The 24,241-nt window shown below is 43.9% G+C and carries 25 protein-coding genes; 12 read left to right on the top strand and 13 right to left on the bottom strand.

The annotated features are described in order from the left end of the window. Positions 1-480 carry an Lrp/AsnC family transcriptional regulator gene (locus CLV82_RS10755; RefSeq protein ID WP_133644300.1) on the top strand — a complete coding sequence of 160 codons (480 nt, stop codon included), beginning with the start codon at positions 1-3 and terminating at the stop codon, positions 478-480. 32 nt (positions 481-512) lie between these two features. Further along, the gene (locus tag CLV82_RS10750) at positions 513-1,028 is read left to right on the top strand and encodes a DinB family protein (protein WP_133644299.1); all 516 of its coding nucleotides are present in this window, start codon (positions 513-515) and stop codon (positions 1,026-1,028) included. On the opposite strand, the gene CLV82_RS10745 is transcribed toward CLV82_RS10750, so the two are convergent. Both CLV82_RS10745 and aroB read right to left on the bottom strand, forming a co-directional pair. Further along, the gene (locus tag CLV82_RS10745; protein WP_133644298.1) at positions 1,023-1,376 is read right to left on the bottom strand and encodes a hypothetical protein; all 354 of its coding nucleotides are present in this window, start codon (positions 1,374-1,376) and stop codon (positions 1,023-1,025) included. The genes CLV82_RS10750 and CLV82_RS10745 overlap by 6 nt on opposite strands. A gap of 133 nt (positions 1,377-1,509) precedes the next feature. Further along, positions 1,510-2,571, bottom strand: a complete 1,062-nt coding sequence (gene aroB, locus CLV82_RS10740) for a 3-dehydroquinate synthase (protein ID WP_133644297.1) — start codon at positions 2,569-2,571, stop codon at positions 1,510-1,512. A 99-nt stretch (positions 2,572-2,670) separates the two neighbouring features. Between aroB and CLV82_RS10735 the strand changes: the two genes are divergently transcribed. Further along, a complete protein-coding gene (locus CLV82_RS10735) occupies positions 2,671-3,837 on the top strand; it encodes a proline dehydrogenase family protein (protein ID WP_133644296.1) in 1,167 nt (388 codons plus the stop codon). A 10-nt stretch (positions 3,838-3,847) separates the two neighbouring features. Here the strand turns inward: CLV82_RS10735 and CLV82_RS10730 are convergent, their stop codons facing one another. Beyond that, on the bottom strand, positions 3,848-4,576 hold the full coding sequence (locus CLV82_RS10730) for an arylesterase (protein ID WP_133644295.1): 729 nt from the start codon (positions 4,574-4,576) through the stop codon (positions 3,848-3,850). A 70-nt stretch (positions 4,577-4,646) separates the two neighbouring features. Between CLV82_RS10730 and CLV82_RS10725 the strand changes: the two genes are divergently transcribed. Beyond that, positions 4,647-5,330 carry an ABC transporter ATP-binding protein gene (locus CLV82_RS10725; protein WP_133644294.1) on the top strand — a complete coding sequence of 228 codons (684 nt, stop codon included), beginning with the start codon at positions 4,647-4,649 and terminating at the stop codon, positions 5,328-5,330. 5 nt (positions 5,331-5,335) lie between these two features. Next, positions 5,336-7,894, top strand: a complete 2,559-nt coding sequence (locus tag CLV82_RS10720) for an ABC transporter permease (RefSeq protein ID WP_317128285.1) — start codon at positions 5,336-5,338, stop codon at positions 7,892-7,894. Between the two features lie 18 nt (positions 7,895-7,912). On the opposite strand, the gene CLV82_RS10715 is transcribed toward CLV82_RS10720, so the two are convergent. From CLV82_RS10715 to tsaE, 8 genes are all read right to left on the bottom strand, one after another. Further along, entirely contained in the window at positions 7,913-8,497 is a 585-nt protein-coding gene (locus CLV82_RS10715; protein WP_133644293.1) for an SET domain-containing protein, read from the bottom strand. A gap of 49 nt (positions 8,498-8,546) precedes the next feature. After that, positions 8,547-10,106 (bottom strand): bifunctional GNAT family N-acetyltransferase/carbon-nitrogen hydrolase family protein, encoded by a 1,560-nt coding sequence (locus tag CLV82_RS10710; RefSeq protein WP_133644292.1) that lies wholly within the window; start codon positions 10,104-10,106, stop codon positions 8,547-8,549. Between the two features lie 60 nt (positions 10,107-10,166). After that, the gene (locus CLV82_RS10705; protein ID WP_133644291.1) at positions 10,167-11,747 is read right to left on the bottom strand and encodes an amidase; all 1,581 of its coding nucleotides are present in this window, start codon (positions 11,745-11,747) and stop codon (positions 10,167-10,169) included. A gap of 96 nt (positions 11,748-11,843) precedes the next feature. Beyond that, positions 11,844-12,224: a DUF4258 domain-containing protein gene (locus CLV82_RS10700; protein WP_133644290.1), complete on the bottom strand. Its 381-nt coding sequence runs from the start codon at positions 12,222-12,224 to the stop codon at positions 11,844-11,846. Between the two features lie 2 nt (positions 12,225-12,226). Beyond that, a complete protein-coding gene (locus tag CLV82_RS10695; protein WP_133644289.1) occupies positions 12,227-13,426 on the bottom strand; it encodes an alanine dehydrogenase in 1,200 nt (399 codons plus the stop codon). 95 nt (positions 13,427-13,521) lie between these two features. Then, complete coding sequence (locus tag CLV82_RS10690; RefSeq protein WP_133644288.1) at positions 13,522-13,902, bottom strand: hypothetical protein; 381 nt, start codon at positions 13,900-13,902, stop codon at positions 13,522-13,524. A gap of 263 nt (positions 13,903-14,165) precedes the next feature. Next, entirely contained in the window at positions 14,166-14,390 is a 225-nt protein-coding gene (locus tag CLV82_RS10685) for a hypothetical protein (RefSeq protein WP_133644287.1), read from the bottom strand. A gap of 262 nt (positions 14,391-14,652) precedes the next feature. Beyond that, entirely contained in the window at positions 14,653-15,099 is a 447-nt protein-coding gene (gene tsaE / locus CLV82_RS10680) for a tRNA (adenosine(37)-N6)-threonylcarbamoyltransferase complex ATPase subunit type 1 TsaE (RefSeq protein ID WP_133644286.1), read from the bottom strand. A gap of 576 nt (positions 15,100-15,675) precedes the next feature. On the opposite strand from tsaE, the gene CLV82_RS10675 reads away from it, so the two are divergent. Continuing rightward, positions 15,676-16,365 carry a hypothetical protein gene (locus CLV82_RS10675; RefSeq protein WP_133644285.1) on the top strand — a complete coding sequence of 230 codons (690 nt, stop codon included), beginning with the start codon at positions 15,676-15,678 and terminating at the stop codon, positions 16,363-16,365. A gap of 244 nt (positions 16,366-16,609) precedes the next feature. On the opposite strand, the gene CLV82_RS10670 is transcribed toward CLV82_RS10675, so the two are convergent. Beyond that, positions 16,610-16,993 carry a hypothetical protein gene (locus CLV82_RS10670; RefSeq protein WP_133644284.1) on the bottom strand — a complete coding sequence of 128 codons (384 nt, stop codon included), beginning with the start codon at positions 16,991-16,993 and terminating at the stop codon, positions 16,610-16,612. A gap of 194 nt (positions 16,994-17,187) precedes the next feature. Between CLV82_RS10670 and CLV82_RS10665 the strand changes: the two genes are divergently transcribed. The 6 genes from CLV82_RS10665 (at position 17,188) to CLV82_RS10650 (ending at position 22,689) form a co-directional block, all read left to right on the top strand. After that, positions 17,188-18,336, top strand: a complete 1,149-nt coding sequence (locus CLV82_RS10665; RefSeq protein ID WP_133644283.1) for an HlyD family secretion protein — start codon at positions 17,188-17,190, stop codon at positions 18,334-18,336. Positions 18,337-18,367: 31 nt separating this feature from the next. Next, positions 18,368-18,733 carry an HTH domain-containing protein gene (locus CLV82_RS10660; protein WP_133644282.1) on the top strand — a complete coding sequence of 122 codons (366 nt, stop codon included), beginning with the start codon at positions 18,368-18,370 and terminating at the stop codon, positions 18,731-18,733. A 385-nt stretch (positions 18,734-19,118) separates the two neighbouring features. Then, positions 19,119-19,280 carry a hypothetical protein gene (locus CLV82_RS14740; RefSeq protein WP_166636705.1) on the top strand — a complete coding sequence of 54 codons (162 nt, stop codon included), beginning with the start codon at positions 19,119-19,121 and terminating at the stop codon, positions 19,278-19,280. Between the two features lie 11 nt (positions 19,281-19,291). Beyond that, on the top strand, positions 19,292-19,450 hold the full coding sequence (locus tag CLV82_RS14735; RefSeq protein ID WP_166636704.1) for a hypothetical protein: 159 nt from the start codon (positions 19,292-19,294) through the stop codon (positions 19,448-19,450). A gap of 316 nt (positions 19,451-19,766) precedes the next feature. Beyond that, positions 19,767-20,411, top strand: a complete 645-nt coding sequence (locus tag CLV82_RS10655) for a CPBP family glutamic-type intramembrane protease (RefSeq protein WP_133644281.1) — start codon at positions 19,767-19,769, stop codon at positions 20,409-20,411. Positions 20,412-20,472: 61 nt separating this feature from the next. Further along, positions 20,473-22,689: a peptidase domain-containing ABC transporter gene (locus CLV82_RS10650; protein ID WP_133644280.1), complete on the top strand. Its 2,217-nt coding sequence runs from the start codon at positions 20,473-20,475 to the stop codon at positions 22,687-22,689. Here the strand turns inward: CLV82_RS10650 and porX are convergent. After that, complete coding sequence (gene porX / locus CLV82_RS10645) at positions 22,675-24,219, bottom strand: T9SS response regulator signal transducer PorX (protein ID WP_133644279.1); 1,545 nt, start codon at positions 24,217-24,219, stop codon at positions 22,675-22,677. The two genes, CLV82_RS10650 and porX, sit on opposite strands and share 15 nt — an antisense overlap. Between the last annotated feature and the right edge of the window lie 22 nt (positions 24,220-24,241).

Below are 24,241 nucleotides of genomic sequence, written 5' to 3'. Positions count from 1 at the left end.
ATGGGAAAAATTAAGTTAGACGAAATTGATCACCAGATCCTGGACATGTTAATCGACAATACCAGGACTCCGTTTACGGATATTGCTAAAAAACTGTTGATCTCTGCAGGAACGGTTCATGTTCGTGTAAAAAAAATGGAAGAAGCCGGTATCATCAGGGGATCGTCCCTGACCCTTGATTATGTAAAACTGGGCTACTCCTTTATCGCTTATGTCGGAATTTTTCTTGAAAAGACACACCAGACCAAGTTTGTATTGGAGCGATTGGTCCAGATCCCTAATGTCACTGTGGCTCATATTACCACGGGCAAGTTCAATATTTTCTGTAAGATCAGGGCAAAAGACACTACCCATGCCAAGAATATCATTTTTAAGATTGATGATATCGATGGGATCAGTCGGACAGAAACTATGATTTCTCTTGAAGAGAGCATCAACGATAAAAAACGTCTGATGCATACGATCTTCAATGAGCTCTAGAAGGTACTCCGCAAAACTACATATTATAAGGTATGAAGGTATCTGATTTAAAGGAAGGAGATTTTCATCCCTACTACCAGGCATATATTGATACCTTGGGAGAGGCTGAATTAATGCAGCTCCTGCGCAGCCAAATTGATAACTTTCCCAAGTTTATACAAAGCATTCCGGCTGATAAATGGTTACATTCTTATGAACTTGGAAAATGGACCATCGCAGAAGTATTGCTTCATGTGCTGGATTCTGAAAGGGTTTTCCAGTACAGGGCATTGAGAATAGCCCGGCAGGATACCACGCCTTTACCGGGGTTTGAGCACGATGCCTACGTGCCGGTCTCAGGGGCAAATAATCGTACTAAAGAAAGTGTGATCAATGAATACAGGGCAGTGAGGAATAGTTCGATCACCCTGTTTGAAAATCTTGGGCCTGAAGAACTGCGGCTTAAAGGAACAGCCAGTAATTCACCAGTGAGTGTTGCAGCCCTGGGTTTCCTGATATGCGGTCATCAAAAGCACCACCGGAATGTGATCAGGGCAAAATACCTATAGATCCTCGTCCGAATCATCATCTCCTTCGTGGTCCAGATTGAGTTCCAATTCGGGAATTTCTTCTTCGAGCTCTTTATCATCAGGATTTGCTGATTCTTTAACGGATTTGGAATCCAGCTCTTCTTCTATCGCAGCATCGAAATTGGCGATAAAATGAGAAAAACTCTTACTGATCTTAACCAGGTACAGGATATCCCCGGTACGTAATTCCACTGCTTCTATATATTCCCCGCCGGCGGTTTTAAAGGCGATGATATCATCATCACCGTAGCCGTCCGGGTAAGCTTCGATCAGGAGTGCTGCCACTTCGTGCGGTAGCCTTTTGTAGTCGATGAGTATTCGTTTCATAGTTCACAGGGTTAATGTGCTGACAATGAGGTTTGAATCATTGTCTCAGTGGTTATTCCCTTCTAAACTATTGTAATTTCTTGTTTCAAAAATATAAGAGTTGTAAAACTGATGGTTTATGTACATGTAATGCTTATTCCATGTAGTAAGCGAAAGAAGATTTTAAAAGATCTTCAGGCACCTGTACGTCAATTACTGGTTCCCCGATCGATTTCAATAGGACGAAGTTTACCCTCCCGTATGAATTCTTTTTATCATACCTGAGGAGATTTAAAATTGATTCTATCTGTGAAGCCGTAAAGACCACACTCTTGAAAAACCGCTTAAATGTTGTCTTGATATCTGAAAGCTGATCTTCCGGTAATCCAGTGAGCTTAGAGGAGATATAGGCCTCCAATACCATACCTATGGCTATCGCTTCCCCGTGCAGCAGGGTCTCCTGCTCACTTTCGTTTAGGAAATAAGACTCGATGGCATGCCCAAGCGTATGTCCGAAATTCAGGATTTTTCGCTCATTCTTTTCGGTAGGATCTTTCATCACCACCTGGTTTTTCAAGGATACTGAGCGATGGATGTGTTCTTCCAGTGTACCAAACTGCTGAGTTTTGCTTAATTGCTGCCAGTACGAAAAATCCTGGATTAGCCCGTGCTTGAGCATCTCGGCAAAACCACTGACCAACTGTCTTTCCTCCAGGGTCTTCAGGAATTCCGGGATAACCAATACCATTACTGCTTCCCGGATCACCCCGACCTGGTTCTTGAGGGGGCCGAGATCGACTCCCGTTTTTCCGCCCACCGAAGCGTCAACCATTGCGAGCAGGGTAGTAGGGATGTTGATAAAATCTATTCCTCTTTTAAAGGTAGAAGCCACAAATCCACCCAGATCCGTGAGGACACCTCCTCCCAGGTTAATCATTAAACTTTTCCGGTCTGCATCTGCCTCCGAAAGCGATTCCCACAACTGCAGGCAGGTTGCGATATTCTTGTTTTCTTCGCCTGACGGTATTCGCAGTATGGTAGCCTTCTGAAGTTGCTCAACCTTCTCTAAGAGGATGGGAAGACAATCTTTTTCAGTATTCTCATCCACCAATACAAAAACACTGGAATAATTGGATCCCTTTAAATGGTTACTAAGTTGAGCATAAGCCTCTTGGTAAAAGTATACCTGTGCTCCCAGGGTCTGAATTGATTGCATACTCAAAAAATCTCTTGATATGAGCAAAATAAAGGCAATTTTTAGTGAATTGCTTCAATAATCTGTGTTTATATTTGGCGCAATGAATAATTGCTAATAATGAAGAAGATATTTGAGGATACCGCAACGGCTTTCGCATTAAAAACAGACGCGGAGCTGGAACGAGCCTATTTTTTGTTTAAAATGATTGCCAATGAACCCCTGGTCAAAATTGGTACCGCGGTGACCAACCTGGCGATCAAAGCACATTTGCCGGTTGAAGGTCTTATCAGGGCTACCGTATTTGATCACTTTTGTGGAGGTATCAGCGAAAAGGACTGTATGCCGGTGGTTGAGAAATTATGGGAAAAGAAAGTATGTTCTGTGCTCGATTACTCCGTGGAAGGAAAGGATACGGAAGATCCCTTAGATGATGCTCTTGAAAAAGTCCTTTATATCCTGGATTTTGTAAAGGAAAAAGGCGCGATTCCATTCGCGGTTTTTAAACCTACCGGCTACGGAAGGATGTCTTTATTTAAGAAGGTCAATGCTGGGAAAACCCTTACTAAAGATGAAGAAGCAGAATGGGGCAGGGTGGTTAACAGGTTTGATAAGACTTGTAAAAAGGCTTATGACCTGGATGTCTCTTTACTGATAGATGCCGAGGAAAGCTGGATGCAGGATGCCGCAGATGAATTGGTAGAGGAGATGATGCGCAAGTATAATAAGAAGAAAGCCATTGTTTTTAACACCATACAGTTCTACAGGTGGGACAGGTTGGATTACCTTAAAAAATTACACCAGCGAGCAACTGAACAAGGTTTCAAAATCGGTATAAAAGCGGTAAGAGGGGCCTACCTGGAGAAAGAAAACGAAAGGGCAGAAGAAAAAGGATACCGTTCCCCGATCTGTGCTTCCAAAAAGGAAACCGATGAGAATTTTGATGCAGGGGTGAAATACGCTCTTGATAACCTCGATTCCATTTCCATCTTTGCAGGGACTCATAATGAACAAAGCAGTTACCTGCTGATGGAGCAGATGGAAAATAAGAAAATAGAAAAGAATGATTCCAGGATCTGGTTCGGTCAGCTTTATGGAATGAGTGATCATATTTCTTTTAATATGGCTGCAGAAGGGTATAAAGTGGCAAAATACCTACCGTTTGGACCGGTTCGTGACGTAATGCCTTACCTGATCCGCAGGGCCCAGGAAAATACGTCAGTAGCGGGACAAACCAGTCGGGAACTGGAATTATTGAAAAAGGAAAGAAAGCGAAGGAGAATGTAGTTTTCCTGCCCTAAGGCAAGGCTGCATCGGGTACCGGATCCATCTGAGATTCAGTGATAGCTTTTAGTAAGAATGGCCAGACGGTTTTAGCCATGACCTTATGACCCTCCTCTGTAGGATGGATTCCGTCTTCCTGGTTTAATCTGGAATCCCCGGCGACCCCTTGCAGCAGGAAGGGGATCAGGATTACGTTTTCCTGTTCCGCAATCTCGGGATACATATTCTTAAAACTGCCTGTATATTCCGGACCCAGGTTGGGCGGAAGCTGCATCCCTGCAAGTAGTATGGCCGTTTCCTGGTTCTGCTCACGTACCGTTCGGATCATGTTTATTAAATTCTTCCGTGATTCACTTAATGGGATACCTCTTAAGCCATCGTTCGCTCCCAGTTCCAATATAAAAATCTCTATATCCTGTTTCAGGATCCAGTCCAACCTGCTCCGCCCACTGGCTGTGGTATCCCCGCTAAGCCCGGCATTGACTACTGTATACTGGTAACCTGCAGAATCTAACATTTTTTGCAGCAGTGCCGGGTATGCATCTTCCTGGGCAACACCTAATCCTGCGGTCAGGCTGTTCCCGAAAATAAGGATGATATTCCTGTCATCCGTCACCTGGCTGCCTGCCACCTCTTCCGTATTCTCTTCTGTGTTTTTTTCCGGTTCTTTCTTAGGTTCCGGGCCACAGGAACAGAGTAGGAAGAAGACTATTGGGCAAAAATATTTTACAAGGGGATTCATGCGAAATCTGCTTATCGGAAAAATTCTTCTTATTTTGTCTCCGTACAATTATACGATAAAAGGCAATAGGATGGCAAACATTTTAAGCGTGCGCAACTTGTCAAAGACTTACCAGAGTGGAACCAGTGAACTGCACGTCTTACAGGATATCACTTTTGATATCAGGAAAGGAGAATCATTTGCCATTGTTGGTCCCTCGGGAAGTGGTAAGACCACATTGCTCGGGCTCTGCGCCGGCCTCGATAAAGCTGATACCGGAAGCATTGAACTATGCGGTACGAAGCTCGAGACGCTAAACGGGGATCAGCGCGCACTTCTCAGGAACGAACATGTAGGCTTTATTTTCCAGGACTACCAGCTGTTGCCCACCCTGACGGCCCTGGAAAATGTAATGGTCCCGATGGAACTCAGGGGAGTGAAAGAAGGTGATGTCCTGGCGCTCGAACTGATGGAACGGGTAGGGCTGGGAGAACGAATACATCATTATCCCTCTCAGTTATCGGGCGGAGAACAGCAACGGGTTGCACTGGCAAGGGCTTTTTCTAATAACCCATCGATCCTTTTTGCTGATGAGCCGACAGGCAACCTGGATGAAGAAACAGGTGATAGGGTAGTGTCGCTTCTCTTTGACCTGAACCGGGAGGCCGGTACCACCCTGGTCATCGTTTCACACGACATGGAACTGGCTGATAAATGCGATAATATCCTGCGGCTAAAAGGCGGTAAGATAATGGAAGAAACAAGTCATCCCTAACGACCGTGAGCTGGAAAGAAAAAATTATTTCTAAAGCCGGGTTTTTCTGGCTGATCAAAATGGCCTGGAGAGACGGCAGGGCGAGCCAGGGGAAGCTGTTCCTTTTTATGGCTTCTATTGTCATTGGTATCACCGCGGTAGTATCAATCCAGTCTTTCAGTGACAGCCTGAAATCCAATATAGACCTGCAGTCTAAATCCCTGATAGGAGCAGATTATATTATAGACAGCTCAAGCCCTGTCAATCAGAGGGTGCAAGAAGTCATCGACTCCTTAGGGGGTACAGCCGGCGAAGAGATCAATTTTGCCTCTATGGTCATGTTCACCCAAAGCGGGTTGTCTAAACTGATGAAAGTACGGGGCATCACGGATGGTTTTCCATTCTACGGGAAACTCGAAACCCGGCCGGGCTGGGCTGCAGATGATTTTAAAAAACACGGCGGAGCTCTTGTAGATGCTACCGTAATGCTCCAATACAACCTGAAACGGGGGGATAGTATCAAAATCGGGAATATCACTCTTCCGATAGCAGGCGCTTTAAAATCAGTACCCGGTGGATCTGCCCTGGCAAGTACCGTGGCCCCCCCTGTACTCATACCGCACGAAGTGATAGAGGAAACCGGTTTGATCCAATTGGGAAGCCGTATCGCTTATGAATATTATTTCGTCGCTGAGAATGAGAATATGGATATGGAGGTCCTGGAAGATCAACTGGACGCTATGCTGGATGCTGAAGGTGCAGACCTGGATACGCATACGGCAACCAGCCGGAGCCTGGGACGGCGTTATGGGAATTTTACGCGATTCCTGAACCTGGTCGCTTTTATAGCCCTGCTTCTGGGCTGTATTGGGATAGCCAGTTCTATCCATATTTATATGAATGAAAAGCTCACCAGTGTTGCGGTGTTAAAATGCCTGGGGGCTACCCGTATCCAGACCTTTGTGATATTCCTTTTACAGATTACGGCAATGGGCTTTTTGGGAAGTGTCATCGGTACGCTGGCCGGACTGCTGCTTCAGTTGTTCTTTCCCCTGCTGCTTGACGATTTTCTGCCTGTTGATATGGTGGTTCGCCTCTCTTACCCTGCTGTATTCACGGGCTTGCTCCTGGGTCTTTCCATGTCTGTACTCTTTGCGCTACTGCCTTTGATGGGAACTTTGCGAGTTGTGCCTTTACAGGCTTTGAGAATAGAAGCACAAGGACCAGTGCGCGCAAAAAGAGTGCGTGTTCTAATATTATTTCTCATATTCCTTGCGATCTACCTGTTCTCCCTGAGAATGCTGGAGAACTGGATTTACGCTTTCTTCTTTGTACTTGGACTGGTAATTGCCTTTTCAGCTCTTGCCGGGGTGGCTTACCTTTTTGTGAAGGGCATCCAGAATTTTTTCCCTGAAAACTGGAGTTTCTGTGCGAGACAAAGTATGCGGAATCTGTCCCGTCCCAGGAACCAGACCCTGACCATGATCCTCGCGATAGGGGTAGGAACATTTTTGATCAGTACGCTCTATTTTACAAAGGACATGTTGTTAGCCCGGGCCACTATTGACCGTACCTCGGAAAGTCCGAACCTCCTGTTGCTCGATATCCAGACAGACCAGACTCGCCTGGTATCCCAAAGCCTGGAACAGCAGGACCTGGTGGTAATGGAAAATATACCCATTGTTACCATGAGGGTACATAGTGTAAAGGGGAGGGAGTCAAAAGAATTAAGAGATGATCCCGATTCCAAGGTGGGTCGGTGGGTCTTGAACCACGAGTTCAGGACTACCTACAGGGACAGCCTTATTGGTTCAGAATCCATTGTTCAGGGGGAATGGATAGGGAAATACGATTCTACCGGTATTGTCCCCATTTCTGTCGCAGAGAACTTTGCATCAGATGCCAATGTCCAAGTAGGTGATATGGTGACCTTTAACGTGATGGGGGTGATACTTCCTACCAGGGTGGCGAGCATAAGAGAAGTTGATTGGGGCAGGATGCAACTGAATTTTTCCGTGGTCTTCCCCGGGAATGTACTGGAGCAGGCACCTCAATTTCATGTTATGACCACTAAAACAATGGATGAGGAAGCTTCTGCCAGGATTCAGCAGGAGATCGTTATGAAATATCCCAATGTTTCCGTAATAGACCTCCGTCAGATACTGGATACGGTGGAGAATATCCTGGATCGAATTGGCTGGGTGATCAATTTTATTTCGTTCTTCAGTATAATCACCGGTATCATTGTACTGATCGGGGCTGTACGGACGAGTCGTTTGCAAAGGATCAAAGAAAGCGTATTGCTCAGAACTCTCGGAGCCAGTGGGAAACAAATCACCAAGATCGTTGCCCTGGAATATCTTTACCTGGGAATTTTAGGAAGTCTGTCCGGAATCCTGTTATCACTTTTAGGTAGTGAATTACTGGCGCGCTTCGCTTTTGAGACAACCTTTATACCTTCCTGGATACCATTTGTTGTCCTCTTCCCTGCAATAACTGTCGTAGTAGTGCTGATAGGGATCACCAACAGCCGTTCTGTTTTACAAAGTCCACCTTTGGAGGTGTTAAGGCGGGAAGTACGCTGATGACTTAATCCCCGGTTATCATTCCCGGTAATAATTATTGAGAATAGACGCAAGTTCCTCCTTCCCAGAAACGACCGCTTCAATCTGTTTAAGAACCTTGGTTTTCAACAGGGGCTTCAGGGGCTGGTCTAAGTCAGGGATGCGGTGAAACACCGCTCCGATCTTTTTGTCCCAGCTCTTATAATACCGCAGCAGGTCGTCCGGGTATACTGTTTTCCGGCGTGTTCCTTCATCGATACCGCGAAATGGCGCCTGTATATTCAGGTAACCATAATCATCTGTTAGTTGCTCCCCGGGGTGAATATCCCTGATGGCTATTTCAAAATCATAAGCGGTAGTGAGGCAGTTGGAGTTAAAGCTGTGGTTAACGAACCTGCCGTTATCCCAGCATAATATATAGTTGCCCTTGTTGTTCCTGTAGGTATAAAAGTCCAGGATCTCCTTGTAGGGAGAATTCATTTTCTGGTATTGCTTCGGGGTAAATTCCCTGTCCAGGTCATCGAGTACCCAGGTGATCGTACCGGCAGGAATAAACTTTGTGGCAACCACACCGTGGCCAACTTCTTCACTGATAAACTCAAGGCGAGTATTCGGATGGATCATAGTGATACATAAACATTAATGGATCTAATGTAAGCTGAAATTCAATTTCTCAGGGAAGAATATCGTCTTTCTTCTTTTTATTTTTTGATCGGATAACATCGTAGATATCCCGTCTCCGGTCCCGCAGGTTTTTAACACTGCCGTACTGATTAAGTTCCCGCAAAAGATCGATGTCTACGTCCGCAATCAGGGTCATTTCCGTGTTAGGAGTGGCTTCGGCTTTGATCCCGTTAGAAGGGAATGCAAAATCACAAGGGGTAAAGACCATGGATTGGGCAAACTGGATATCCATGTTGTGAACATTGGGTAGGTTTCCTACACTACCTGCGATCGCAACATAACATTCGTTCTCTATGGCCCTGGCTCTGGCGCAATTCCGTACCCGCGAATAACCGTTCTGGGTATCCGTTAGGAAAGGCACAAAAAGTATATCCATTCCGTCATCCGCCAGCAACCTGCTGAGTTCGGGGAATTCCGCGTCGTAACAAATGAGAATCCCAATCTTACCGCAGTCAGTGTCAAATACCTTTAAGTCCTGCCCGCCCTGCATTCCCCAGACCTTTGCTTCATCCGGGGTTACGTGAATTTTCTCGTACCGTTCAACTGTTCCGTCCCTTTTGCAGAGATAGCCCACATTATAGAGTCGCTCATCCCGGATCTCCGGCATACTGCCGGAAATGATGTTGATGTTATAGGAGATTGATAATTCCGAAAATTTCTGAACGATCTCTTCGGTATATTTTGCAAGCTCACGAATGGCATCAGGCTCGGAAAGGTGGTTATTCTCTGCCATCAGCGGGGCGTTGAAGAATTCCGGGAAAAGGGCAAAATCAGATCGGTATCCTGCAACAGCATCTATAAAGTACTCCGCTTGTTCCAACAGGTCTTCCAGTTTTTTATAGGGGCGCATCTGCCACTGGATCAACCCGATCCTTACCACTTTTTTCTTGGCAGAGGCTTTTTTTGAAGGTTTATCGTAATAGATATTATCCCATTCCAGCAGGACGGCGAATTCGTTGGAGTCTTCGTCTCCTTCCAGGTATTTATGAAGGATCCTGGAAGGGTGGAAGTCATTGGATATCTGGAAATTCAGGACAGGGTCCTGGATCTCTTTTCTCCGCACCTTTGCAATATATTCTTTGGGGGTGAGGGTATCTGCATGCTTGTGGTAATTAGGCAATCTGCCCCCGAAGGCAATACCTCTTAAGTTGAGTTTCTCACAAAGCTCTTTCCGATAATCGTAAAGCCTTCTTCCCAATCGGAGTCCCCGGTATTCCGGTTTTATAAATATATCTATACCATAAAGGGTATCGCCCTCATCCGTATGGGAATCAAAGGTGTAATTTTCTGTAATCTCTTTATAGGTATGCTGATCAGAGAGTTTCTCGTAATCCGTAATAATTGAAAGGGCACATCCTGCGATCTTCTCATTGATCTTGATTACTACCTGGCCTTCCGGGAACTTGCGTATCAGGCTTCTGATTTCTGCCTCTCTCCAGTATTCATCGGGCATAGAGGAGTAAGCTTCGATCATAGCTGCTTTAAGCTCTTTATAATCTTTCAGCTTCAGGTAAGTAAGTTCAATATTTTCAATATCTTCTATGTTCATTGCAATCATGTCTTTTTAACGCTCAAAGATAGGTGCTAAAAGTTCACCTTTTACGGAAATTCACGGTAGTTCGGGAGACATTCGGTGCCCTGTACCCTGTTCAAAATCGTAGGCGATCTGTAATAAGACAGGTTCGGACCACGGTTTACCAAAAATGGATATCCCGACAGGCAGGCCGTCTAACTGGCCCATGGGCAGGGTAATATTCGGATATCCCGAAATGGCCGCCGGGGAACTGCTCGAAAACTGGAAGTTGTCACCATTGGTAAGGTCGGTCTTCCATGCGGGACTGCCGGTGGGAGCAATGATGGCATCCAGCTGCTGTTCTTCCATTACTTTATCAATACCTTCTTCGCGGCTTAATTTAAGCATAGTGGCGAGCGCTTCCTGGTATTCCCTGGAGTTAAGGTCTCCCTTTTCCTGGGCCTGGTTCAGAAGATCGTGATCAAAGTACTGCATCTCTATACTATCTGCGGTGGTCTGCTGAATAAGATCCTCCAGGTCTTTAACAGGAGAATCAGGCCCCAGGGAAGCGAAATAGTTATTTAACCCTTCCTTAAATTCATAGAGTAGCACCTGGAAGGAATGTCTCCTGGCTTCGGAAGGCATGATCTCCTCAATAGGAACCAGTTCGCCCCCCCTGGATTCAAAATATTCTTTTGCTTTTTCCATTACGCCCTGCATGCGCACATAACCATCCAGTGGTGCAGTATAATATCCAATACGTTTGCCCTGGATTCCATTTGGATCCAGGAACTGGGTGTAATCTTCATAGGCTTTCCTGCCAGGCTGGGTTGTCTTGGAATCCGTTGAATCTACTCGGGTCATAGCGCCCAGGATGATAGCGGCATCTCTGACCGTCCGGGCCATAGGGCCCCCGGTGTCCTGGGAAAAGGAAATGGGAATAATTCCACTTCTGCTGATCAGTCCCACAGTGGGTTTTATTCCGACAATTCCGTTGTTGTTCGATGGACAGACAATAGAGCCGTTGGTCTCAGTCCCAATGGCAACAACAGCTAAATTAGCCGCTACTGCTACGGCAGAGCCTGAACTACTGCCGCATGGATTGCGGGTTGTGTCATATGGATTTTTGGTCTGTCCTCCCAGACCGCTCCAGCCACTGGAAGAAAAGCGGGAATGGAAGTTGGCCCATTCGCTCAGGTTGGCCTTGCCCAGGATCACAGCGCCTGCTTCTTTTAACTGGGCAGCGAGCGGACTATCTGCCCCGGGATAGGATTCTTTCATGGCCCTTGCTCCGGCGGTGGTCGGCATATTGTCTGCAGAATTGATATTGTCCTTTAGAAGAACCGGGATACCGAAAAGAGGACCTTTTCTCTTATTATTTTTCAACTTATCATCCATGGATGCCGCGATGTCCATCGCATCCGGATTCAGGCTGATCACCGCATTCAATTCGGGCCCGTTAAAACTCAGTTCGTTGACCCGGTCCAGGTAGAATTTTGTCACTTCACTAACAGTAAAGCTGCCCGATTCGTATCCTTTATGGATATCCTGTATTGTAACTTCATTGGGTAATTCGAAGTTCTTGGAGGATTCTTCTTTTGTGTCAGGATTACAGGAGGCATTAAACAATAAAAGACACAGGGAGAGTGTCATAGCCGGGATTGCCGTAACTTTCATTCAGGAGTAATTTTAAAGCTGTACAGGGGTGTCCCGGTGACAACTGTTTTTATCCCCTGAAGTTACTAAAAATTATCAGCTGTTAAAAGCAGACTGCTAGTACTGCAGGCTTTGCAATATAACGAGGGAGTCACAATTCTGCACTTCGAGAACAGCTGGCCTGTCCTTTATTATTCCTTCGATACTGTAGGTCTTACAGGGCTTGGTCTTAGTGTCGCTGTTTCCGAAATCAATATCCCCTTCTGTGAAGAAATATGCGACGGTGGCAGAATCCAGTAGTCCGTCCAGGCCCTGGTTCCTGATTTCATCAGAATAAGAGTATTCTTTAGACCTGATATCTTTCAGTACCCTGCAATTAGGTAAATAGCAGAAAGAGGTCCCGGTTTCTTCCGATTTTTTCCTTAAAAATATGGCCAGGAAGATCAGTCCGATAGATAAACCGAACAGGAAGAATCCAAGACGTTTAATAAATGGCATGCTTAAAATATAAGAAAGTTAATATCACTGTATTTTAGATCGAACCATTCGCCCACAGTACGATTAGTCAATATCCCGTGGTACATATACAGGCCGTTCCTCAGACCTTTGTCAAACCGGAGCGAATTCTCCAGACCGCCTTCTTCCCCGATCTTCAGTAAATACGGTGTAAAGATATTACTTATGGAGAGGGATGCGGTTTTCGGAAAGCGTGCCGGCATATTAGGTACCCCGTAATGCAGAACGCCATATTTCTCACGTATCGGTTTATCATGGGTTGTAAGCTCACTGGTTTCAAAGCATCCTCCCATATCGATACTCACATCAATGATCACCGCACCTTTTTTCATGTGCTCCACCATGGTCTTGGTCACCACCACCGGAGCCCTGTCTATGCCACGCATGGCACCGATCGCAACATCACAACGCTTTAAAGCTTTAAGCAGGTTTTTTGGTTGCAGGGTCGAGGTATAAAGGGTCTGTTTAAGATTAGTCTGAATATTTCTCAGTTTTGTGAGCGAATTATCAAAGATCTTCACATTTGCACCCAGTCCGATGGCCGAACGGGCAGCATAGTGCCCAACGGTGCCGGCACCCAGGATCACCACTTCTACCGGCGGAACCCCGCTGATGTTCCCGAACATGAGACCGCTTCCGTGCTGGTTATTGGCCATGATCTCTGCTGCAAGAAGGATGGACGAGATTCCCGCGATCTCACTCAGAGACCTGATGGCGGGGAATTTGCCGTCTTCATCACGGATATATTCAAATGCTATGGCAGTTATTCTTTTCTTGGCGAGGGCCTCGAAATATTTTCTGGATTGTGTTTTGATCTGCAGGGCAGAGATCAGGTTTGCCTGCGGGTTGAGCATCTCTATCTCGGAGAGGGTAGGGGGCTCTACTTTAAGCACTATGGGGCAGGAAAATACTTTTTTAGTATCCCGGGTCATGGTCGCCCCGGCATTCGTGTAATTCAGGTCGGAGAAATTCGCTCCTTCCCCTGCACCGCATTCGATCATTACCTTGTGTCCGTGTGCTGTGATCGCATTGACGGCATCGGGGGTTAGACAAATCCTTTTTTCCTGGTGCTGGCTTTCCTTGGGAATCCCTATAAAGAGTTCCCCTTTCTGTTTAAGGATTTCAAGGGTTTCCTCCTGGGGCAGGAGTTGTTGTTTGCTGAAAGGCGATGAAGGTTGGTTCATAGGTTGTACATCTGAAAATACCCGTCAGCAAGCAGTATTTGTCTGCGGGGAGCATTTCAAATTTACGACTTTTTGTAGAATGTAAAAGGAAGATCTTATAGGGTAGTCTCGCGCTCAATGGCACGTTCTACCTTCTGGTTTTTCTTGGCCTCTCTATCGGCTTCTTTTTCCCGAAGCGCTTTCAGCTCGGCATCCATAGCGTCCAGGTCTATCCCGTGAACATATTTATCGTAGAGCTTGATACGAATCAGGTAGACGAAGGGGATTACGATCATACAAAAAGGAAGAATCCAAAGTATATTATCAGTATCAATAAATTTATCGTCAGATATAAAAGCTTCGAATATTTGGAAGGCATACATCAACACCGGGATAATAATTATATGGTACCACCAGTGTTTGCAGGTGAAGAACCAGATCAACAGCAAGTAAAAAGGGACCACCTTACCCAGCATAAACCATATGAATATATTCACATTCGGAAACCCATTACTATCAATTGTGATTCCCAATATATTAATGGTGTCAGTCTCCGAAACATATTCATGAAGCTTAAAAACAAAAGGAGAGATTACAATAAGTAGTGCTAAAAATGACTCTACTATTAATCTTCTTTTTGCCTTGGAACTTCTATCTGTCAATTTAGCTCTCATTAAGGGGAATTATGTTGTTTAACCTCTTAAACGAAAAAAAGGGCAATTTATGATTGCCCTTTTCAATTTTCTCAATCTTTTTCTGATTAAGATTTCTTGTCACCGTTAATAATCTTCGTCCGGTCGACACTTTTTTTGTCGCCATTGATGATTTTTGTGCGGTCAACACTTTTCTTGTCCCCGTTAATAATCTTTGTTCTGTCAACTCCTTGCTCATAAAGACCATCCTCTGCGGCGGTGTTTTGAGTACAGGAAGCAACTAGAAAAAGACTGCAGGCGAACAAGCCAAAAATCGTTTTTCTTGTGTTCATCGTACAAGTTTTAAGTTAATTATTCGGTTCCATTTTCACAACAAATGTAGGAAAAAAATTACTAATCATTTGTTATTTATCGGGAAATTATAACATTTCATCGATAAAACCTAGCATTTCATCGATTAAATAGATTTACAGTGGCTTGAAAGGCAATAAAATAGGGGGGTGCCGTTGTAGGAAAAAAAAGAGAAAAAATTGTACACAAAAGTGTTTAGGAATGAGAAATATACACTTTTTTGTTATAATCAGCTTCTTACGCTCAATTTTTTTTATTAAATCTGTTGGCCTGAAGATTATTTAAATCCATACTTCGGTGTTCCGGGTCCAGTACTTGTAGGGTAATTTCCGTACGTTGCTCAGGTAGGAGGGAGGCGATCTTTTCCGGCCACTCTATAAAGATCCAGGCATCCTGGCTCAGATAATCCTCCAGGCCCAGATCCAGGGCCTCCATTTCATCATTTAGCCGGTAGAAGTCGAAATGATACCCCAGCAGACTGCCGTCCGAATTGTGATATTCGTTTACAATACCAAAGGTCGGACTGTTGCCAGGTTCTGTTCCCCCCAGCTCTTTTACGAGTTCCTTGATCAGGGTGGTCTTCCCTGCGCCCATCGCGCCATAAAAACACAACACATCGGATTCAGCATTCCGAAGGATTTTTTCGGCCACGGAGGGGAGTTCTGTTAGGCTGTAGGATTTTGTTGACATTTGAACGGATAATTATATAGTGAGTGTGTAAGATTAATTAGTTTTATCCAAAATTCATTTGTGTTACTATTTCATAAGCCCAAAGTTAGAGTAGAATTTTTTACTGCACTAGCTATTGTATTTATACCTTTCTTAATTTTCATCCATTTAGCTTTCTCAGAAAAGAGCACGCTAAATATTTTAGGTTGGCAATTTGAACATGGTTTTGGCTCTAATGAATTATTTATTTGGATGATACTCCTCAAATTGATACCAATAATTATGTTGTCAATTTGGTTTGTAACCAATTATTTTAAGTGGCGTTATTTCACACTCATTCCTATTATATTATTTAGTGATTCTCTTATACGCTATAATCTTTTCGCTTTTATTCAAAATGACCTCTTATCTGTAATTTTATCCTTATTCATCAACAGCATTATAATTTATGTTTTATTTCGATTAAATCAGTCTTATTTATCGAACATAAATGAGGTATTCGACAGGACTAGTCTTCAAAAATTAATCATAAACGATTCTAAAAAATTTTACGAAGGATTGCTGGACACGTTGAGAGAAGAAAAGAAATTTCAATCAATGAGAAAGATTGATGATTATAAAAATAGATTAGTCTTTACAAGAGGCATGATATCTGAACGTCTTTTGGCTGGTTCCATTGGGAGACCTTCTGTAAGTAGAATTACCAAATTGATTGCAATATCCATTTTGCTAATATTGCCCATTATTTACAATTTACATCGTTTTATTCCTTCTGGCACCACAACATTAAATTTATACCTTGTCGAGATCGGAACATTTGATTTTCCTGATATTAATACAATGGTATGGCTAGTGATGTTGAATTTAGTATACATATTACCACTGTTTATTTGGTTTATTACATGTCCATATTGGTGGCGATACGCAATTCTAGCCCCAATTATATTATCGACATTTCAGCTTTGGGAGTTGTTTTATGAAATAGATATATATGAATGGCGTAATCTCAATACCATTCCTTACTTGCTGATCATCATATCTATTCTCGTTTACGCTTCGGAAAAAGTAAAATATGAAGTAAAACTTTCTGAAATCCAGAATGAACTTGATATTGAATTGACCAATCTCATAAAATTTTTATCAGAAGATTCTACCCTTACAACAGTTAGAAATAAATTGGATAGAATACGAGATAAAGAAAACCTCAACGAGGCGGATAAATTAGAAGAGTTGATACGCTTACGGGAACAAATTTTAACGGTAATCCGACAAAAAGAAGGCGAATAGACCAGCTCCTCTGGGAATTACTTAGAACTCCAGGCCACTATGAAGCCGCAGTAGATGTCCTTAATAAAATAGGAAGTCAGCAGGGGAGATGCCCCTCAAATTATAAAAGAATTCTGGAAGATGATCGGTGTGATCTAAAAAGAATACCTGGTAGTACACTACATGGCAAGATGAAGCTGCCCGCATGGTACTGCGGGCGCTTTATGAAAATTATCAGAAAATCTCGGATCTATTAAAGGAAAGCTTATTTCTTTCCCTGGTTCCTTTCGATCTCCCGGGTTACTTCCTTGAGCAGGTACTGGAGTTGCTCGTCCTGGCGTTCCTTTACCTTCTGCTCGATCAGTCGTTCAATTTCGGCCTGTTTTTCACCGGGTAACTGCTCGTAAGATGAGATGGCCGGCTGTTTCTCCGGAAGAAGCATGTCACCTTCACCAGTCAATAACCACACCACGTTTAACTGGGGGTAAGTTCTCAGAATCGTTTCGATCACATCACTCCCAATGGAGGCGTGATTCTTCTTCATCCTCAGGGTATATCCATTACTGGCACCTATAGACAAATCAAATTGTCTTGCGCTTAACCCTGCGTACTGTATAAACTGCCAAAGGCGGTCGATAGTTTTTAACATATTAAGACTATATTCGATGAATGAGTTGTTTAACGGAGTAAAGATACGAAATTAAATGATTTGTTCCCTAACGAATGCATTTATTAGCAATGGATTAACTTTTGTGTTTAGTAAATTAATTTGGATATATAGACTATAATCGATATATTTGTTTCTCATTTACACCCCGAGATCTATAATAAACTCTATACGCTATGGAGATATTACGGGATAAAAGGAGTGTTCGATTCACAGTACAAGGCTATTCTGCGCATCTTTCGCAAAGATGTAAAATAATCTACAGCCTGGTGTTATTTTCCTTTTCGAGTTTTCTGCTCGCCATGCCCTGGATCCGGGTGCCGGTAAACAGTTCTGTAAGAGGCATGGTCCGTTCCGAACAGTCCCGTGCCACCGTAAAAGTCCTTGCCACGGCCCCTGTTCTCCGCAGCGAGGTAGAACATAATCGATTTGTTTATAAAGGTGATACTCTGCTTGTTCAGGATCCGGGCAACCGCTGGTTGCGTGTACGGGAACTGGAAATTCGTTTATCGGACTACAAGCTGAATTTAGCAGACCTGGATGTGTTGCTAAACAACAAGGATGCTTCAGTACAAAATTTAAAGACTGCAAACTATCAGAATTCGCAGGAGAAATATATTCTCAATTCTCATGAACTACGGCAACAACATCTTGCAGTTAAACAAAAATTACAACGTTTTTCCCGCCTCGCTGAAAAAGGGGTTATTTCTGACTATGATTATCAGAATCACCTCAACGAATTGCGGAAAAAGAGATTTGAATATCTACAGTACAGATCCCAGCAGCGCGAAATCTGGATACAGGAACGATTCACCTGGCAACAGAAAATTGATAGGATACAGGCAGAAATTGAATTCCTGAGAGGAGAATTAAAGGACCTGGTCATTCTTTCACCCCTGACCGGGCATCTATTGTCTTCACAGCTTTCCCAACCGGGTACAGTCTTATACAGCGGTTCCCTCCTGGCTGAAATCTCCCCGGATACTTCCAAGTTGGTCGAATGCTTTGTCAATTCTTCTTTGATAGGATTCCTTAAAGAGAACGCTCAGGTCCGCTTCAGCATTGATGCCTACAATCATAATTTATGGGGAATGGCAGATGGAAGGATCAGGGACATTGGTAAGGATGTGGAACTTATTGATAAGTACCCATACTACCGAGTGTTATGCAGCCTGGATACAGAATTTCTTCAATTAAAAAATGGTGTTAAAGGTCAGATAAAGAAAGGAATGTCCCTTTCAGCTCATTTTCTCCTGGCGGAAAGAAGCCTCTATGATCTCTTGTTTGACAGCATGGATGATTGGATAGATCCCAGCAATTTATGAGAATATATGGTAACAATAAATGTCGAGTATTATGAGAACAATCAAGAATTTGGAACGATTAGAACGTCTGCACTCATTAATTGAGCAGGAAAAAACGGGGTCACCGACAGAATTGGCAGAAAGACTTCATATCAGTGTAAGATTATTATATCACCTGATAGAACAATTAAGAGACTACCATGCACCAATCCTCTATGACAGGTCAAGAAAGACCTATTTCTATGACGATGATTTCCATTTGAACGTAGAGATCAACGTCTCAGTGATCAGCCGGGATGAAACCACCCATATTTTTGGGGGTAGCTACTGGATGCCTGAACGCCTGAATTCGGATGATAGTTGGAATAAAAGACCAAAATTTCGCCAGAATGCATTGACTGCAAGTTTTTTGCAGTGAACGCATTTAACTTGCGATCATTAAATGAATTGATACCTTCTGTAACAACAGGTGAACATTGTACGAATAGGTTGGTTATTTGGTTCCATTAAAATGACGCCTTGATCCTTGTTCAGCTTAAAATGAGAGGTTTAAGTCCTGGGGTTCGGAAAGTGAAGGGTGCTGAGTTTTTGAGTTATGTCCGTCATTTCTTGGTGGTGTTTACAGACGGTGATGTGGCTTGCAAACAAAGGCACCCTATTTTTTAGCATTCCTCCCTATCCCTTTCCGATTTAATCTTATTATGAATGTTTCCTGCAGTGAAGGCCTTTAATTTAGGGACCTGAAATGATGTAAGTGCACGACATTCATTTGTAAACGGAAACATGAATTAAATAGTTTAACAATGAAAGATTTAGAAATTTTATCGCAGGAAGAGCAATGTATGATCAGGGGAGGATTCTGGATAGGTCCGCCTCCTAAATGGGCAATTGATGCAGGTATTGCCATAGGGCAAAGTGTTCAACTTTTTATCGAGGGGTTTAAAGATGGCTCCAGGGAAATCTGAAGATGAAAGTCATGAAAGAGTTGAGTTCATTTGAATTAGAACAAGTAAGAGGAGGTGAAGAACCTGCCTTTTACCACACAGCGGCATACATTGCCGGCCATGCCCTGGGCAAGGGCGTTGACCTTTTACACGGGCTATGGGATGGTCTGATGGGAGTTGATTCACATTAATGTCAATTGATTTATCATGGAAATACAATTATTAAATGCCCGGGAAATTTTGGAAATTTCCGGCGGTAACGATAGCGACTATAATTTAGGTTATACGATCGGAAATCATCTAAGGCATGGGATAAAAGCCTTTGGGGAATTTCTTCAGGGGGTGTCTAGTATATTGAGCCCTTTTGATTAAGCAGGTTTTAAAGACCGGTCATTCTATGGCTGGTCTTTTATTTTCCAGTCACCTTTCCATCGATAAAATGTGGAGTCCTACACTATAAAATATTGTTTTAAGAATTTAATCCGGTTTGCACTACATCCAAAGGGAATGAATCGGGAAAAGCTCGACTCCGTGAATGCCTTCCGGGTATTATGGGCATCCTTCCTGATTAATGTAAGTATTTCCATTTCTATTGCAGTCCTGCTTTTGCTTTTTATCACTCCCCAACATACAGGAATTGAACTGATCAATAAACGATATAGTGGCTTGGATTTAATCCTCGTGGTGGTCTTGGTACTGCCCTTACTGGAGGAGTTTATGTTTAGGTTACCCCTTGTCTTTAAACCACTATACCAAGCTGTTTCGGTTTCCATTGCAGCCTATTGTTGCAGCTTTATCGCATTAGAGGCTTATACAGATTTTCAACCCTGGCCTTGTATACTGATCTCCACGGCCACGTCTTTCTGCCTGGGATCAGGCTGTTATTTTTGTCTTAAGAAGTATCAAAAAAAAGCTGCATTGATCTTTTCTAAATTTTACCCCATAATTTTTTACCTGCATGTAGCCTTATTCGGATGCCTGCATGTCTGGAATTACGGGGCGGAACCTGGATCATCGCCTGTATTACTGCTGCTTACTTTACCACAGGCTGTTTCGGCAATAATCCTGGGTTATCTCCGGGTAAGATATGGGCTGTTTTACGCCTTCGTCCTGCACAGTATGGTCAACATTCTTCCCGTGCTCATGGTTTAATGGATCCTATCACCAAGAAATTGCAGTCTGCAGGATTATCTTGAAGCTATATCCCCAGACTATGGCTCACAAGTGTATAAAACAGCATGATGTAACCGATTGTGGAGCGGCCTGTATCGCCTCAGTCGCTGCCCATTATAAGCTCTATTTACCCATAGCCCGAATTCGTCAATATGCGGGTACAGACAAAAAAGGAACAAACGTTCTGGGTCTGCTCGAAGCATTGGGCAGGCTCGGGTTCACAGCCAAGGGAGTACGCGCAAATGCAGCATCACTAACCGCGATTCCATTGCCGGCAATAGCTCATGTAGTACTGAATAATGACAGGCATCACTACGTAGTCCTCTATGCCGTTTCAGGTAAATCTGTACGATTAATGGACCCCGCCCAGGGTAAATTGATCCGGAAACCTTTTGAGAGATTCCAAGCTGAATGGTCCGGCATCCTGGTCTTAATGGAACCGGATACCGGTTTTACAGCAGCCAACAAAAAGGTATCAGTGGTACGGCGTTTTTACCAGTTACTGAGGCCTCATAACACAGTAATTGCCCAGGCTTTTTTTGGAGCGGTGGTATATACGCTGCTCGGTTTTTCCACGGCCATCTATATCCAGAAGATCACCGATTTTGTGCTGGGAGGAAACAACCTGAAACTCATGAATTTATTAGGGGTACTTATGCTCTTGTGTATTATCCTTCAGCTGGTGGTAGGCATATTTAAAGATATTTTTTTAACCAAGACCGGTCAGCAGATCGACATGCGCCTGATCTTGGGGTACTACAAACACCTGCTCCACCTGCCGCAATCCTTTTTTGACACCATGCGGGTGGGGGAGATCATTTCCAGGGTGAATGATGCCGTTAAGATCCGGCATTTTATCAACGGGGTTGCTTTAAACCTTAGCGTTAACTGTCTCATCTTGCTGTTTTCCTTTCTTTTTATGTTTTCTTATTACTGGAAACTGGCGCTTGTAATGATGCTGGTCATTCCAGTCTTTTGTCTTCTCTACTTTTTGGTCAACCGGTTGAACAGGAACACCGAAAGGAAGGTCATGGAACATGCGGCCGATTTAGAGAGTCAGTTGGTAGAATCTCTATCAGCAGTTGGTACCATTAAAAGGTTTGGCCTGCAGCGATCTTCCAATGCTAAAACAGAATTTCTATTCGTCAAACTTCTGCAGTCAACCTACCAATCAGCCATGAACCGTATTTTTTCAGGAAGCAGCAGTGGATTTGTTTCCCAAGTGTACGTCGTATTGCTATTCTGGTGTGGTTCCTATTTCGTGGTCGGGCAGGAGATCACTGCCGGGGAACTGATGTCTTTCTATGCCATAATAGGATATTTAACCGGGCCCTTATTGGGACTCATCAATTCCAATAAAGATATCCAGAATGCATTCATAGCCGCTGACAGGTTATTTGAGATAATGGACCTGGAAATTGAAGATCAATCCGGTAGTTTATCCCTTGATAAAAAAGATTTCGGTCAGATCGAATTCAGGAATGTGAGTTTCCGATATGGCAACCGGGCGCTGATCGTAAAAAATATTGATCTCAGGATTAATAAAGGGGAGGTGATCGCATTTGCAGGAATAAGCGGTTCAGGCAAATCAACCCTGGCTGCATTGATGCAACGTATTTACCCGGTAAATAAAGGAAGTATCCGGATCAATGATTTTGATATCAGCCAAATCAAGGCATCGTGTCTGCATTCATTCATAGCCTCCGTGCCTCAGAACATTCACCTGTTCAACAGTACAGTGATTGATAATATAGCCTTGGGCGATCCTAATCCCAGGATCGAAGATATCATCAAAATATGCAGGCAGTTAGGGATATCCGATTTTATTGAAAAGCTGCCGTATGCCTATAATACAGTGCTAGGGGAAAATGGGGCCACGCTTTCCGGGGGGCAGAGACAAAGGCTGGCCATCGCACGTGCGATCTACAGGGAACCTGCCATCCTGATCCTTGACGAAGCTACCTCATCGCTCGACAGCCGGGCGGCCCAATTCGTGAACAGCACTATCAAAAATTTAAAGAAACAAGGGATGACTGTTGTAATTATTGCACATCGGCTGAGAACCATTATTAATGCTGACAGGATCGTTGTCCTGGATAAGGGCAGGATAATTGAAACTGGTGACCACCTGTCCCTGCTAGGGAAGAAAGGTGCTTATTACCAATTGTTCCGGGACCAGTACTTCCATATTAATTCCCAAGGGGATACCGTTTTTCCAAATGCGAACAACCGGGCCCGGATCTTACCGGGGATCTAATACCACAAAGGGGATAATCATCTCTTCAAGGGAAACCCCGCCATGCTGGTATGTATTCCTGTAATAGCCTACAAAGTGGTTGTAATTATTGGGATAAGCAAAGAAGAGATCGTTCTTGGCGAAAATAAAAGAACTGCTCATATTGATACTGGGAAGATTGATCTTCGACGGATCTTTAGCCTCCAGGACATCCTTTTCTTCGTAAGTAAGACTGCGACCTGTTTTGTACCTCAGGTTCAGGCTGGTGTCCCTGTCCCCGATCACCTTTGATGCCTGCTTTACATTAATGGTGCCGTGATCCGTTGTGATAATAAGCTGAAATCCTAAAACCTGAGCCTGTTGTATCATCTCTAATAGGGGAGAGTTCTTGAACCAGCTTTGTGTCAGGGAACGGTAGGCTTTATCATTACTCGCCAGTTCCTTGATCACCTCCATCTCTGTTTTGGCATGCGATAGCATATCCACGAAGTTATAAACGATAACGGTGAGGTCGTTGTTCTTCTGGGACCTGAAGTTTTGCGACAGGTGTTTTCCTTGTTTAAGACTGCTAATTTTATGGTAGGACCAGTTGAGATTCAGCCCCAGTCTTTTGATCTGTTCACCAAGGAAATCTTCTTCGTGTAAATTCTTACCCCCTTCATCGGTATCATTCTTCCACCATTTCGGGTATTTCTTTTCCATATCCAATGGGGTCAGCCCGGAGAAAATAGCATTCCTCGCATACTGGGTAGCTGTTGGGAGGATGCTGTAGTAGGGTACCTCTTTCCGTTTCCTGTAGAAGGGCGCAATGATATCTTCAAAAGCCAGCCACTGGTCATACCTCAGATTATCTATCACTACGAGAAGCGTTGGTTTCTCCCTGATCCCGGGCGCAACCAATTCCTTGAACAGGGTATGTGACATCACAGGACCATCCCCGGCGGAGAACCATCCCGGGTAATGCTGATCGATAAATTTCCCGAACTGGCTGTTGGCCTCAGTCTTCTGGGATTCCAGGATCTCGAACATTCCTGAATCCTCTATCTCTTCGAGTTGCAACTCCCAGTATATTAATTTCTTATACAGTTCTGCCCACTCCTGGTAACTATTGACCATGGAAAGGTCCATCGCGATCTTTCGAAATTCCTGCTGGTAATTGGCGGTGGTCTTTTCGGAGATCAGCCTGGAATGATCCAGGTTCTTTTTGAGGGAAAGCAGGATCTGGTTAGGATTTACGGGTTTTATAAGATAATCGGCGATTTTAGAGCCAATAGCCTCTTCCATGATGTACTCCTCTTCACTCTTCGTGATCATAACCACGGGAAGGGAAGGGGAGTGGACCTTGATCTCGTTCAGTGTTTCCAGGCCCGATAACCCTGGCATATTCTCATCGAGGAAAACAATATCAAACTGATTCTGTGTGATTTCTTCCAGGGCATCCTGCCCGCTTTTGCAGGTCACCACTTCGTAATTTTTAGCTTCCAGGAAAAGGATATGGGGCTTCAGCAGGTCTATCTCATCATCTACCCACAGAATGGTAATTTTCTTCATTTAGTCCGTATATTTACACGTT

Source organism: Zeaxanthinibacter enoshimensis, from assembly GCF_004362865.1.
Taxonomy (GTDB): Bacteria; Bacteroidota; Bacteroidia; order Flavobacteriales; family Flavobacteriaceae; genus Zeaxanthinibacter; species Zeaxanthinibacter enoshimensis.
Note: the sequence above shows the minus strand (reverse complement) of the source record. Positions and strands in the feature narration are given on the sequence as shown.